Genomic DNA, 13,682 nt, shown 5'->3' with positions numbered 1-13,682 from the left:
CGTTAATTTTTCGCGTTAATCTTTCTTGTCAAACGGGTTCACGTTGCTTCGGAATTCAACCCGAAGCGGCGTTCCATCCAGCTTGAAACGCTCGCGAATTCGGGTTTCCAAGTAACGCTTGTAGTTGTCAGGAATGGCATCCAGCGCTGTGCCGTGAACAATCACAATGGGCGGGTTCTGCCCGCCCTGGTGCGCGTAGCGCAATTTGGGCCTGAATATGCCCTTGCGTGGGGGTTGTTGGTGCTCAACACACTCCTGAATCAGGCGCGTCAGTTTGGGCGTTGACAACTTGGCGAAAGCCGCGGCGTGCGCTTCATCGACTGATTTCATCATGGCTGCAATTCCAAAAGGCTTTGTGGCAGACACGTAATGAAACTTGGCGTAATTCAGGAAAGTCAGCTTGCGCCCTACTTCAGCCTTGATTCGTTCCTTGCGGTAATCATCCAGGCTGTCCCATTTGTTCACAGCCAACACCAGTGAACGCCCCGCTTCAACAATGAAGCCAGCAATAGAGGCGTCTTGATCGGAAATATCCTGCTGGGCATCCAGCATCAAGATCACCACATTGGCGTCTTCAATGGCTTGCAGGGTTTTAATCACTGAAAACTTTTCAACCGACTCAAACACCTTACCGCGCTTGCGCAAACCGGCTGTGTCAATCAAGGTATAAGGCTTGTCATTGCGCTCGAAATCAATATAAATACTGTCGCGAGTGGTACCCGGCAAATCGAACGCAATCACGCGTTCTTCACCCAACAAGGTATTTACCATGGTGGACTTGCCCACATTGGGACGTCCGGCAATGGCCACCTTGATGCGCCTTCCGCCCTCTTCATCTTCGGGCAACACAGGCAGCTTTTCACAAGCAATGTCCATCAACTGGCGCACGCCGTCGCCATGGCTGGCAGATATGGTCTCCGGTTCGCCCAAACCCAACTCGAAGAAGTCGGCGGCGGCCATCGAGTGGGTGTAGCCCTCGGTTTTGTTGACCACCAGAATTACTTCTCGCTTGGCCTTGCGCAGCTCTGCGGCAATCACGTGGTCGTGCGGGGTGACGCCTTGGCGACCATCCACAAGAAACAAAACCAGGTCAGACTCAACAATTGCCTGTCGGCTTTGTTTGGCCATTTCGGCGTAAATACCGTCTTTGGCCACAGGCTCAAGCCCGCCAGTGTCCACTACCAAATATTCTCTGGGGCCAATACGGCCTACACCATAATGGCGATCACGAGTTAGACCAGGCTGGTTGGCCACCAAGGCGTCTCTTGTTCGGGTCAAGCGATTGAACAATGTGGACTTGCCCACGTTTGGGCGCCCAACCAGGGCAATGACAGGTTTCATGTTTTACTTTACTGGACAGATATCAGGGCCACACTGCCGCCACGCGATTGCACGATCAGCGCATCGGTGTCAGCAGGCACAGGCTGGCTGGCAAAAGAGGTGGAACCCACTCTTGTTCGCGCAATGGTTTTGCCGGTGTCTCGATCAATGAAATGAACATAGCCTTCGTAGTCGCCCACAGCCACAGCGCGACCAATTACAGTCGGCGTGGTGGGCTGGCGACGCTGGAAGTTTTCAATTTTCCAAACCTGCTTGCCGCCACTGCGGGAAAACGCAAACAAATCGCCCAGTTCATTGGGGGCAATCATGTAACGGTCGTCTACAGAGGCACCACTGGGTGCAGAAAAATCGGTGGTCCAGATTGGGCGGGCACTAACCGAGTCCAGGCAACCCACCTTGCCTTGAAACGCCGCTGCACACACTTCACGGAAGTTATAAATTGGCGTCCCGGTTACGTCGGTGATGCGCTCAATTTCGGTGGTTCCACTGGGTGTTGCCAAAGTACCTTCCCAAACAACAGTGCCCGCGCTCAGATCAAGCGCCACCAGCCGACCACCCGGAAAACCAGCATATACGCGCGCGTTGTTGACATCGACTGGGGTATTGACTCTCAAAGTCAGCGGCGGAAGCTGGCGGGTATACTTCCAGCGTTGTGCACCATTTGACGCTGAATAAGCGATCACCGAGAAGTCGATGCCGCGAACCAGAATGGTGCCAGCAGCACCCACGGGCACGCTGCTGACATCTGCGCCCACGCCGGTTTGCCATTTTTGTTTGCCATTGGCATCAAACGCGACAAGGTTGTTGTTCACGTCGATCACTGCAATGGTGTCAAGCGTGGCAGCCACACCCGCTTTCAGCTTGGCACCGACTTTCACTTTCCATTTTGTTTTGCCTGTAGCCCTGTCGATGGCCACCAACTGGCCTTCTTCGGACGCCGCATACACAGTAGAGTCGAGTAAAACGGGTGTAAAGCTGCCTTGCTCGGAGTCGCCTACATCCACGGACCAGGCGTTGGCAACTTTCAATTGAGACGTAAAGGGCTGCAATTCAGCAGGTTTCACAGCGCTGCTGCCGAAGGGGTTCAGGCTGCTCATGGTCGAACTGATGGCAGCACAACCGCCCAACAAGGCCAAAACAGCGACAAGAGATGAAATTTTAATGACGTGCTTCATTGGTTCGCTCATTGTTTGGCCTCCACTTTGGGCAAGGCACTGATTTTGCGCTCAATCACCTGCTTCCACGGACTGTCGGCTTGAACGGTGCCAAGCGCCAATTCATATTCTTTGCGCGCTGTTGCCACATCTTTCTGCGCCAGGGCCAGGTCACCCAAACGATCGTGAAAAAGGCCTTCAAAGCCCGGGTAGTTCTCGCTCAAGGCCGATTTGGCTGCATCGAACTCGGATTGCTCAATCAGAATACCGGCCAACATCAAACGGGCAGTTGCCACATACTCGTCCAGCTTGGCTTTTTCAGAAGCCCACTTCAACGATGCTTTCGCTTCTTCCAGCTTGCCTTCATCGAAAAAGGCTTTGGCCGCAATCAACGCCCCACGCTGTGCGTAAGGGGAGCTGGCATGCTCCTCGAACAGGGTCTTCTGGATTTCTCCCACCAGTTCGATATTGCCCTCACGCGTGGCTGCCTCCAAACGTTCATAAACCACAACTGAATCAGTAGACTGGCGTGCCTGCCACCATTTCCAACCGTTGTTCAAGGCAAAGGCACCGAACACAAGAATCAACACGGTCAAGATAAAACTGCCGTATTTGGACCAGAATGCCTTCAAACTGGCCAGTTGTTCTTGTTCTTCAAGGCTGTATCGACTCAAGACTCCTCTCCTTCTCTGTAAAGCAGACCGAAAATGGCTTCGGCCAATCCCTCTTGTTTGAATTCCTGCTGCTTGCTTTCACCACGCAGCAGTTTGACTGCCGCAGTGCCCGCATTTAATTCGTTTTCGCCCAGAATAACCGCCACGGCAGCACCGCTGACATCTGCGCGCTTCATTTGGCTTTTGAAGCCACCACCACCGGCGTGCAGTACCACGGCAAACCCCGCATCGCGCAACTCTTCAGCCAAAGTAAAAGCGCGGCGAGCCGTTCCTTCACCTTGATGCACCACATACACATCCAGGTCAGCCGTGTCATCGGGCTGATTTACTTCGAGGTACAACTCGAGCAAACGTTCCAGGCCAATTGCAAATCCGATGGCTGGCGTGGGCTTGCCACCCAGAATTTCAATCAAGCCATCGTAGCGACCACCGCCACAAATAGTGCCCTGCGTGCCCAAGGCATCAGTAATCCACTCGAACACAGTGAGGTTGTAGTAATCCAGACCACGAACCAGACGCGGGTTTTCAATGTAACGCACGCCCGCATCGTCAAGCAGGCGTTTTACGCCCTGATAATGTGCCAGGGATTCCGTCCCCAAGAATTCCGACAAACGCGGTGCGCCGTTGACCATGTCTTGCATGGTGGGGTTTTTCGTATCCAGAATCCGCAAAGGGTTGCTGTGCAGGCGGCGCTTGGCATCTTCATCCAGCAAGTCGGCGTGCGCTTCAAAATACGTAATCAGCGCCTGCCTGTGCGCCAGACGTTCTGGTGCTTCACCCAGGCAGTTGATTTCAAGGCGCACATCTTCAAGCCCCATCTCACGCCACAGGCGCGAGAGCATCACAATCAACTCCGCATCAATATCAGGGCCGGCAAAACCCAGCGCTTCAACATCGAGCTGATGAAACTGCCTGTAACGCCCGCGTTGAGGGCGCTCATGGCGAAACACAGGCCCCATGGAATACACCCGTTGAGGCGCTGCGTAAGTCAGGTTGTGTTGAATGGTGGCGCGTGCAATGCCCGCGGTGAATTCTGGCCGCAAAGTAAGTTCGTCGCCATTCAAGCGATCCACAAAACTAAACATCTCTTTTTCAACGATGTCGGTGACTTCACCAATGCCCCGGCGAAACAGCGACGTGGGCTCAAGCACAGGGGTTTTGATCAAGCGGTAACCATAAGAGGTCAACCACTCACGAAGCATGACCTCGAGATTCTCCCAATGAATGCCTTCTACGGGCAAAACATCGTTCATTCCCTTGACGGATTGAAGTCGGGGTTGCTTTTTGGCTTTGGATTGTTCCGGCGACTCAGGATGACTCATTGACGCATTCAACTTAATTTCTCAACCCGGTATTGTCGCCTATTCTTGGGCTACTTGTTGCCGCCAGCGTACCTTTGCTCGACATAACGCTGCACAATCGCCTGAAATTCCTGAGCGATGTTCTCGCCTTTCAACGTCACCGTGCGTTTGCCGTCTAAAAACACGGGGGCAGAAGGAGCCTCACCGGTGCCCGGCAGCGAAATACCGATGTCGGCGTGCTTGCTTTCACCCGGACCGTTCACCACGCAGCCCATCACAGCCACTTTCATTTCTTCAACGCCTACATACTGGTTTTTCCAGATCGGCATTTGATCGCGCAGGTAGGTTTGAATTTGATCGGCCAGTTCCTGAAACACAGTACTGGTGGTTCGGCCGCACCCAGGGCAGGCGATTACCTGCGGTGTGAAGGCACGCAAGCCCAGCGATTGCAAAATTTCCTGCCCAACAAGCACTTCCTTGCAACGGTCACCATTGGGCTCGGGCGTAAGCGACACGCGAATGGTGTCACCAATGCCTTCTTGCAAGAGCACAGACAAGGCAGCAGTAGATGCCACAATACCTTTCGTGCCCATTCCCGCCTCAGTCAAGCCAAGATGAAGGGGAAACTCGCTTCGACCCGACAATTCCCGGTACACCGCAATCAGGTCTTGAACCTGACTCACCTTGCAGGACAACACAATTTTATTGGCGGGCAAACCGAGCTCGACCGCTTTGTGTGCACTACTGACCGCAGATTCAATCAGCGCCTGGTACATCAGTTGCTGCGCTGGCAGCGGGTCGGCTTTCTTGCCGTTTTCATCCATCATTCGGGCCAGCAGGTTTTGATCCAGGCTGCCCCAGTTCACGCCAATGCGAACTGGCTTGTCGTGTTCAGCAGCAATTGAAATCATGGCCGCAAAGTTGTCATCGCGCGAACGGGATGAACCGACATTGCCGGGGTTGATGCGGTACTTCGACAAGGCCTTTGCGCAATCCGGGTATTTTTGAAGCAACAAATGTCCGTTGTAATGAAAATCACCCACCAATGGCACGGGAATTCGCATTTTGTCCAGCTGCTCACGAATGTAAGGCACCGCTTCTGCAGAAGCGTCGTTGTTCACCGTGATTCGAACCATCTCGCTGCCGGCAAGATAGAGAGCCTTGATTTGTAATGCTGTGTTCAGGGCATCGGCCGTGTCAGTGTTGGTCATCGACTGCACCAAAACAGGAGCACCGCCGCCGATGGACACAACATGCTCTTTCCAGCGGACATCCACTTGATGGGTCTTGTGTCGCTTCAAGGGGGTATTTGGAATCACGATGAACTTCTGGCGAGATAGACAGGTTGCTGAAAGGCGGAGGCTGAAACAGCCCCCGCACAGATTTTATTGAACAGTGATTCGAGCCACTTCTCCACGAATGGATGAAGTCAGATCAACTGATTTTCCATTGCTGGATACACTTACCGCCTTGGCGTTGCCAACAATCAACTTAAAGGGCGCTTGACCCTTCACTTCCAGATTGCTGCCACCGTCGTTGAGTTGGGAAATCAACACTTTGTCATTTGCATCGCGAACGGTCACCCAGGACTGCTCTTGAAAGTTAAACCGCAACACGCTTTCAACATTGGGTGCCAAGGGGGCTACCGCTGGCGCTGCAGCATCAGCAACAGGTGCAGCGGCTGTTGTGCTGGCCGCACCGGTGGCGTTTGGTGCTGCGGTTGCGGGGGGTGCAGATTCACCCACAGGCTCAGCAGGTTGCTGAAGTGCCGGGAACACAGCCGTATCACCGGCCGCAGCTGGGGCTTCCAGGCCCAAAGGCAAAGAACCATCCGCTGACACAGCACTCTCGGAACCTGGTGCCGTGGCCACAGGCGCCTCGTTGGGTTCGATCACCTCTGCATCACCCACTTCGGTGGTTTGACTCGACATGAACACGGGAATATAAAACACGGCCATGACCACCACTGCTGCCAGCACAATGCCGTAGCTCAGCGATTTCTTGCCTGTTTTACGATCAAAATTCAAAGTGGACAAGCGCTTGGAGCTGTTGGGCATCTTGGGCTCAAGCGGCTCGGAGCGCCCACTTTCGGCCTGGCCAGAACGAGCGGCTTTGACCTGGGCACTGGCCTCGGAAAACCCGAAGGACATGATGACCGGTGCAGGGTCCATCTTCAGGGCCTTGCAATAACTTTTAATGAAAGCCTTGGCAAAGGTCTCGGGCGGTAGGCGCCCAACATCACCACTTTCAATGGCTTCAAGCTGACGTTCGTTGATTTTGGTTTGAGCACTGATGTCGCTCAAGGAATAGCCAGCCTTTTCACGGGCAGCACGTAAAATTTCGCCCGGGTTCTGGCCCGATTCAAGCAGAGTCAAATTGGGGTGCTTTTCAGCGAAGGAGCCATTGCTTGGCTCCGGTTTTGCATCTTGACCTGCACTGGCATCTGATGATTCAGTTTTGCTCATCGCACGATTTTCATTCATTTGGTCTTTCCAAGCGTCGGCAGGCGCAAAGGGCCCCGATTAATCATTGTAGTTCTTTACCGCCACCACCTTTGCAGCATAATCGAAGCAAGCAGGTAGGTTCAAGCGATTTCTATGAAAATTCAATGTGTTGAGGAGTTTTTTGAGAATGCGCCACAAGTTTGGCGGCAAAAATATCGTTTTTATAATTGAATTAATACGCAATCACTGCCACAACACACTCAATCTTGCTTTCATTGTATGACAAAGCATGCACGCTGTTTGCCTAGTCCCTGCGTTTGGAGGAACCCCTCAGTTCTTCCAGGGACACCGTACTTACAAGCCTTTCCTTGACCTTGGTTCGGTCTCGAACTTCGCCAGCCAGTTGACCGCATGCTGCATCGATGTCATCACCCCGGGTTTTGCGAACTGTAGTTACCACACCCGCGCCGCCAAGGATATCCACAAACGTTTTGATTGCAGGGCTGGTTGACTTGAGCAAACCCGACTCCGGGAATGGATTAAACGGGATCAGGTTGAATTTACAAGGCACGATTTTGGCGATTTCAAGCAATTGCTGGGCATGTTCTGGCTTGTCATTTACCCCATCAAGCATGACATACTCAAAAGTAATGAAATCACGCGGCGCAAATTTCAGGTAACGCAGGCAGGCATCGAGCAACTCACGCAATGGGTACTTTTTGTTCAGCGGCACGAGGTGATCGCGCAATGCGTCATTGGGGGCATGCAATGAAACAGCCAAGGCCACGGGGCAATCTTGCGAAAGCCTGTCCATGAAGGGCACAACGCCCGATGTCGACACAGTGACCCTGCGGCGGGAAAGACCGTAAGCCGTGTCATCCAGCATTAATTGCAAAGCCGGGACCAAGGCATCGTAGTTCAGCAGGGGCTCGCCCATGCCCATCATGACCACATTCGTAACCGGGCGCTCTTGGGCGTAAACACGGTCGCCAGCTTCGCGCAGCAACACATTGGCCTTCCACAACTGGGCCACAATTTCAGCGGTACTTAAGTTGCGGGAAAAACCTTGTTTGCCAGTAGAGCAAAAACGGCAATTGACCGCGCAGCCAGCCTGCGAGCTGACGCACAGGGTTCCGCGGCGCTCTTCGGGGATGAATACCGTTTCAACTGCATCGCCATTGCCAACATCAAAGAGCCACTTGCGTGTGCCGTCTTTGGATACGTTGTCGGAAATGATACTGGGGGCCTTGATGCAGGCACGGCTGTTCAAATTCTGGCGAAATGATTTCGCAAGGTCGGTCATGGAATCAAAATTGTCCATGCCCGACTGGTGTATCCATTTGGCCAGTTGTTTGGCCCTGAATGGTTTTTCACCCAAATTGCCACACCACTGAATCAGCTCGGGCACCGAGTAGTCCAGCAAGTTGTCGAGTTGTGCACTCATGGTGTGTCCTTTCAAAACAAACGGGGACGCATGTGCGCCCCCGGAATTCAACGCAATCGAACTAGATTAGCGTGAAAATACTTGTGACGCTGGGAAGAAATAAGCAATTTCGTTCGCAGCTGTTTCAGGGGCATCCGAGCCGTGAACCGCGTTGGCGTCAATGCTTTCAGCGAAGTCGGCGCGAATGGTACCGGCAGCGGCTTCCTTGGGGTTTGTGGCACCCATCAATTCGCGGTTCTTGGCAATTGCGTTCTCGCCTTCCAGGGCTTGAATCATCACTGGGCCAGAAATCATGAACTCAACCAGGTCGTTGAAGAAAGGACGTGCCTTGTGCACTGCGTAAAAGCCTTCAGCTTCAGCGCGTGACAGGTGAGCCATGCGTGCGGCCACTACCTTCAGGCCAGCGGCTTCAAAGCGGCTGTAAATTTGACCAATTACGTTTTTTGCAACAGCATCAGGCTTGATGATGGACAGGGTGCGCTCGATTGCCATGGTGTAACCACTCCGAAAAGATTAGAAAAGCGTGAAAATTAACCCGCGATTATAGCTGGTTTATATAAAAAACCCAATCACGGGGCTGACCCACGTCTTGAATTGAAACTTTTCGCCATTACCATTACTCTAAATCCATACAAATTCGCGTTTTACAAAGGAGCGAGTAAACATGTCTGAATTCAGAACTGCACAATTTGGCCGCACAGCCGGTGGTGTATCTACCGTAGAAACCAACCGGGTTCTGCGAAACACATACTTCTTGTTGGCCCTGTCGATGGTTCCGACGGCCCTGGGTGCGTTTGCGGGCATTCAATTCGGCTTCTTCCGCTTGTTCGCCGGTAGCCCCATTCTTTCCTTCGTGGTCATGCTTGCCGCCATGTTCGGCTTCATCTGGGGCATTCAACGCAACCGAAATAATTCCTTCGGTGTTGTGCTCATGCTGGGCTTTACCTTCTTCATGGGCTTGATGCTCTCCGGCATTTTGTCGGTCGCACTCAGTCTGTCCAATGGCGGCTCCATCATCATGATGGCTGCGCTGGGCACAGCCGGTATTTTCTTTGGTTTGGCCAGCTATGCCGCGGTGACCAAGCGTGATTTCACCAACATGGGTAAGGGACTGCTGATCGGTTTGGTTATGGTGATTGTGGCCTCTGTAGCCAACATCTTCCTGCAAATGCCAGCCCTGTCACTGACCATTTCCACCATTTGCGTGGGCTTGTTCTCGCTGTTCATTTTGTACGACCTGCAACGTGTCATGCGCGGCGGTGAAACAAACTACATTTCCGCAGCCTTGAGCATTTACCTGAGTTTGTACAATCTGTTCGTGAACTTGCTGCAACTGCTCATGGTATTTACAGGTGGCAGCCGCGAGTAAACAAGCGCCTGCTGGGATTAAGTTACCTGAAAGTAACTGATTTCAAAGCACTTTTTTGACACTTTGCAACATCGAAAGTTGTTGCAAAGTGAATTGCAGAAGCGCAATATGAAGTCTCAGTGGGTTGGTATCTATACTGACCGCCGAGTTGGTGAGGCAAACGCACCAACGAAAACGGGGCCGCAACGGCCCCGTTTGTTATTTGCGCAGCTGAATTCTGTTCGCCAGAGTCAGGAATAGTCGCTGTACTCCACTCGCTCAAACACTGCAATCGACTCAACATGCGATGTATGGGGGAACATGTTCACCACCCCTGCTTTCATCAACTTGTACGAGCCGACATTGCAAAGTACCGCCGTATCCCGAGCCAAGGTGCCCGGGTTGCAGCTGACATAAACAATGCGCTTGGGCTGAAACTCTGCACGCGCACCTACGATTGCCTTACAAATTTCCAAGGCCCCGTCGCGCGGAGGATCGACCAAGACTTTGTCGTATTGCCCCCAACTTTCCCATTCAGGTGTTTCCACTTCGAACAGATTGCGCACATGAAATTCGGTTTTATCGGCCAGGCCGTTGAATTTAGCATTCTCGCCGGCTCGGTCAACCAGGTCTTGCGAACCTTCAAAACCCTTCACGTAACTGCTTTTCGTGGCCAAAGGCAAGGAGAAATTACCCAAGCCGCAGAACAGATCAAGCACGCGGTCTTCGGGCTTTAAATCGAGCAATGACACCGCACGGCTAATCATGGCGTCGTTGATCATGTGGTTCACCTGCGTGAAATCAGTCGGCCTGAATCGCATTCGAATACCAAAACTGGGAATGCGATAAGTGAGGTCCACTGGCTTGTCAGCTTCAAGACGATGTGCAGTGGCTGGGCCACCTGGTTGCAGCCACCAGTCAACACCCCACTTTCGGCCAAAGGATCGAATCGTATCGAGGTCTGACTCACTCAAGGGTTCCAGGTGGCGTAACACCATTGCGGTAACACCATCGCCCACGGCCAGTTCAATTTGGGGAATACGCATGAAAATGCTCAGCGTGACCAGCATATTGCCCAGGGGCACAATCATGTTGGACACATGCTTGGGCAACACATGGCATTCCTGCATGTCCGCCACGTAAGAAGATGCTTTCTCGTGAAACCCGACAAAGAACCGCTCTTTCTTGATCACAAAGCGGGTACTTAAACGCGCACGGTGTCGATAACCCCAAAATGAACCATAAATGGGGGGCATCATCTGCTCGGGAGTTTGGCGACCAATTCGCTGCAACAGGTCTTCAAGCGCGCGGTTTTTAATGGCCACCTGGGCATTGGGCTCAATGTGCTGCATGGCGCATCCGCCACACACCCCATAATGCGGGCACTTGGGCGTGGTGCGAGTGGAAACCGTATTCAGCACCTGCAGTGTTCTGCCTTTTGAATAGCTTGGCTTTACTCGCGTAATTTCGGCAACAACGGTTTCGCCGGTGATTGCACCATCGATGAAGTGCACTTTGCCATCCACATGGCCAATGCCATTGGCATCCAGGTCGATTGATTCAATGGCAACTTGCACCCGTGGAAACACCACGGGTGTTCGATCTTTTTTCTTTTTGCGGCCCATGGCTACATTCAATAAAAATTAACGGGCCGGGAGGTAATCCATCGGGTCAACAGGTTTGCCTTGCTTGCGCACTTCGAAGTGCAGTTTGGGGCGATCAGAATCGGACTGCCCTGCTTCCGCAATTTTCTGGCCCTTGGTGACAGGCTCACCTTCTTTCACCAACAAGGTTTTGTTGTGGGCATAGGCGGTCAACAAGTTGTTGTCGTGTTTCAGGATAATCAAGTTGCCATAACCGCGCAGCGCGTTGCCTGAATACACGACACGCCCCGCCTGAGAGGCAATTACGGGGTCACCCACTTTGGCAGCAAGGTCAATACCCTTGTTCACACCCGCTTTGTACCCTTGAATAATTTCACCTGGATGCGGCCAAATAAAACCCAAAGTAACAGCAACGGGAGCCGGCGGCTTGATTTCCGGTGCTGGTGTGGCCTCGACCGGTTTTGCACCGCCAGCAGGAGTAATCGGGGTTACTTCAACGCCAGTGTCTTCAACAGTGCTTGCCCCAGATGCACCAGCCGCGACAGCACCAGGCGCACCCGTCACACGCAGCTTTTGACCAATGCTTAGCTTGCTGGGATCACTCAAATTGTTGGACCGCGCCAGCTCACGCCAATCCAGACCAAAATCAAGCGCAATGCTGTACAGGGTATCGCCAGCTTTGACGGTGTAAACACCGTCGGTGGCCACTGCGGTGTCAGTAGAACGGGAGGGCAAACGATCGACCACCGGGGCCTGGTTACCCGTTGTTGTACAGGCGGCCAGGAAGGTCAGTGTTGCAAACCCAACTGCCAATGCACGTGTGTAACCCAGCAATGGGGTTCTGGTTAATGCGCCACGTTTCATACGATGCGAGTTCCTTGTAACAGGGGTACGAATTTTACCAAGTCTTTTTTCTCTCGGTGCCATTTGTCGACCGCCAAACGATCAACAATGACCAGATTTTGCTGATTCTGGTCAGCCACGGGCACTATAAGGCGCCCGCCAATTTTTAACTGCTTGAGCAAGGCTTGCGGTATTTCCAAACCCGCAGCGGCCACAATGATGACATCAAACGGTGCTTGTGCGGGCAACCCCACCAAACCATCGCCATGAATTACTTTGACTTTCTGAAAGCCGGCAAGTTTTAAGTTGCGCAGGGCCTTGTCGTATAACGCCTCAATGCGTTCTATGCTGACCACCCGCTTTGCGATGCTGGCAAACACCGCAGCCTGGTAACCACAACCCGCGCCGACTTCCAGCACATTGTCCAGCTCTGCACGGCCATCCAGCGCGTATTCAGCAAAACGGGCCACGGTGAAAGGCCGTGAAATGGTTTGCTGATGGCCAATTGGCAAGGCTGCGTCTTCGTAGGCTCGCGATGCAAATGCTTCGTCCACAAACAAATGCCTCGGCACAGCACCAATTACATCGAGCACACGCTGATTCACAATACCCAGAGTTTTCAGTTTTTGAACCAAATGCCCACGCGCACGCTCGGAGGTCAGGCTTGAACCACCGATGCGTTCCGGAATGCGGTCCAGTTTGCGCGCAGACTGGGTAATCAGCGCAGGTGCTGGCTTGAAGCGGGGCTTTTGATCCATGTTGTTGTTTTACAGCCAATCGGCCAGGGTCTTCATTTGTTCGGTGTGCGTTAAATCAGCTTTCAAAGGACTGATCGAAATTTTACCCTGCTTGACCGCATAAAAATCGGTGCCTGGGCCAGCATCTTTGGCACCGCCGGGTGGGCCAATCCAGTAAACGGTTTCATCTTTGGGATTCTGGGTGGGAATCACGGGTTCGGCATGGTGGCGCTTGCCCAAACGGGTGCATTCGTAACCTTGCATGTCATCGTAAGGAATCGGGGGAATGTTCACATTCAGCAGGCAATGTTCCAAACCAAGTTTGTTGTTCAGGAAGCGCTCAACAATTTCAGCCGCCACGCGGGCTGCGCTGTCCAGGTGCGCATAACCTTTGCCAGCCAGCGAAAAAGCGATCGCGGGCAAACCACACTGAAAGCCTTCCATGGCGGCTGCCACAGTGCCTGAATAAATGGTGTCGTCGCCCATGTTGGCGCCGTTGTTGATGCCAGACACCACGAGATCCGGGCGACGTTCCAGCAAACCAGTCACCGCCACATGCACGCAATCGGTGGGGGTGCCATTCACATAACGAAATCCGTTGGCGGCTTTGCGTACTGTAAGCGGCCGGTCAAGTGTGAGGGCATTGGACACGCCCGAGCGGTCTTGCTCGGGTGCCATCACCTCCAGGTGAACGGTGTTGCCAAATCGTTCAAGCAAAGCGCCATGCAAGGCCAAAATGCCGGGGGCACTGTAACCATCGTCGTTGCTGATCAGAATATGTGGAATGGTCAA

General features: G+C 53.1%; 13 protein-coding genes. 1 reads left to right on the top strand and 12 read right to left on the bottom strand.

Features of this window, described 5'->3' with window-relative positions:
* Positions 1 to 15: 15 nt before the first annotated feature.
* The 8 genes from der to ndk form a co-directional block, all read right to left on the bottom strand.
* Positions 16 to 1,341, bottom strand: a complete 1,326-nt coding sequence (der, locus tag HKT17_RS06855; protein ID WP_171098837.1) for a ribosome biogenesis GTPase Der — start codon at positions 1,339 to 1,341, stop codon at positions 16 to 18.
* Between the two features lie 8 nt (positions 1,342 to 1,349).
* Positions 1,350 to 2,528: an outer membrane protein assembly factor BamB gene (gene bamB / locus HKT17_RS06850; protein WP_171098836.1), complete on the bottom strand. Its 1,179-nt coding sequence runs from the start codon at positions 2,526 to 2,528 to the stop codon at positions 1,350 to 1,352.
* Positions 2,525 to 3,169, bottom strand: a complete 645-nt coding sequence (locus HKT17_RS06845; RefSeq protein WP_171098834.1) for a YfgM family protein — start codon at positions 3,167 to 3,169, stop codon at positions 2,525 to 2,527. Before HKT17_RS06845 ends, bamB begins: the two co-directional genes overlap by 4 nt.
* Positions 3,166 to 4,491 (bottom strand): histidine--tRNA ligase, encoded by a 1,326-nt coding sequence (gene hisS, locus HKT17_RS06840; protein ID WP_171098832.1) that lies wholly within the window; start codon positions 4,489 to 4,491, stop codon positions 3,166 to 3,168. Before hisS ends, HKT17_RS06845 begins: the two co-directional genes overlap by 4 nt.
* Before the next feature lie 50 nt (positions 4,492 to 4,541).
* Complete coding sequence (ispG, locus tag HKT17_RS06835) at positions 4,542 to 5,789, bottom strand: flavodoxin-dependent (E)-4-hydroxy-3-methylbut-2-enyl-diphosphate synthase (protein ID WP_105028941.1); 1,248 nt, start codon at positions 5,787 to 5,789, stop codon at positions 4,542 to 4,544.
* Between the two features lie 66 nt (positions 5,790 to 5,855).
* A complete protein-coding gene (locus tag HKT17_RS06830; RefSeq protein ID WP_171098830.1) occupies positions 5,856 to 6,953 on the bottom strand; it encodes a helix-turn-helix domain-containing protein in 1,098 nt (365 codons plus the stop codon).
* 265 nt (positions 6,954 to 7,218) lie between these two features.
* Positions 7,219 to 8,358, bottom strand: a complete 1,140-nt coding sequence (gene rlmN / locus HKT17_RS06825; protein WP_008248937.1) for a dual-specificity RNA methyltransferase RlmN — start codon at positions 8,356 to 8,358, stop codon at positions 7,219 to 7,221.
* Positions 8,359 to 8,424: 66 nt separating this feature from the next.
* Positions 8,425 to 8,850, bottom strand: coding sequence for a nucleoside-diphosphate kinase (gene ndk / locus HKT17_RS06820; RefSeq protein WP_105028939.1), 426 nt, complete (start codon positions 8,848 to 8,850; stop codon positions 8,425 to 8,427).
* Between the two features lie 172 nt (positions 8,851 to 9,022).
* On the opposite strand from ndk, the gene HKT17_RS06815 reads away from it, so the two are divergent.
* Positions 9,023 to 9,727, top strand: a complete 705-nt coding sequence (locus tag HKT17_RS06815) for a Bax inhibitor-1/YccA family protein (RefSeq protein WP_130556555.1) — start codon at positions 9,023 to 9,025, stop codon at positions 9,725 to 9,727.
* Positions 9,728 to 9,957: 230 nt separating this feature from the next.
* On the opposite strand, the gene rlmD is transcribed toward HKT17_RS06815, so the two are convergent.
* The 4 genes from rlmD to surE are packed head-to-tail and all read right to left on the bottom strand — an operon-like array spanning position 9,958 to position 13,682.
* Positions 9,958 to 11,331: a 23S rRNA (uracil(1939)-C(5))-methyltransferase RlmD gene (gene rlmD, locus HKT17_RS06810; protein WP_171098828.1), complete on the bottom strand. Its 1,374-nt coding sequence runs from the start codon at positions 11,329 to 11,331 to the stop codon at positions 9,958 to 9,960.
* An 18-nt stretch (positions 11,332 to 11,349) separates the two neighbouring features.
* Entirely contained in the window at positions 11,350 to 12,174 is an 825-nt protein-coding gene (locus HKT17_RS06805) for a peptidoglycan DD-metalloendopeptidase family protein (RefSeq protein WP_171098822.1), read from the bottom strand.
* Positions 12,171 to 12,911, bottom strand: coding sequence for a protein-L-isoaspartate(D-aspartate) O-methyltransferase (locus HKT17_RS06800; RefSeq protein WP_171098820.1), 741 nt, complete (start codon positions 12,909 to 12,911; stop codon positions 12,171 to 12,173). The genes HKT17_RS06805 and HKT17_RS06800 overlap by 4 nt, the downstream gene beginning before the upstream one ends.
* Before the next feature lie 9 nt (positions 12,912 to 12,920).
* Entirely contained in the window at positions 12,921 to 13,682 is a 762-nt protein-coding gene (gene surE, locus HKT17_RS06795) for a 5'/3'-nucleotidase SurE (protein WP_105029859.1), read from the bottom strand.

Origin of the sequence: Limnobacter sp. SAORIC-580 (assembly GCF_013004065.1) — a bacterium.
GTDB lineage: Bacteria > Pseudomonadota > Gammaproteobacteria > Burkholderiales > Burkholderiaceae_B > Limnobacter > Limnobacter profundi.
The sequence above is the reverse complement of the archived record's forward strand: the minus strand, read 5'-3'. Positions and strand labels throughout refer to the sequence as shown.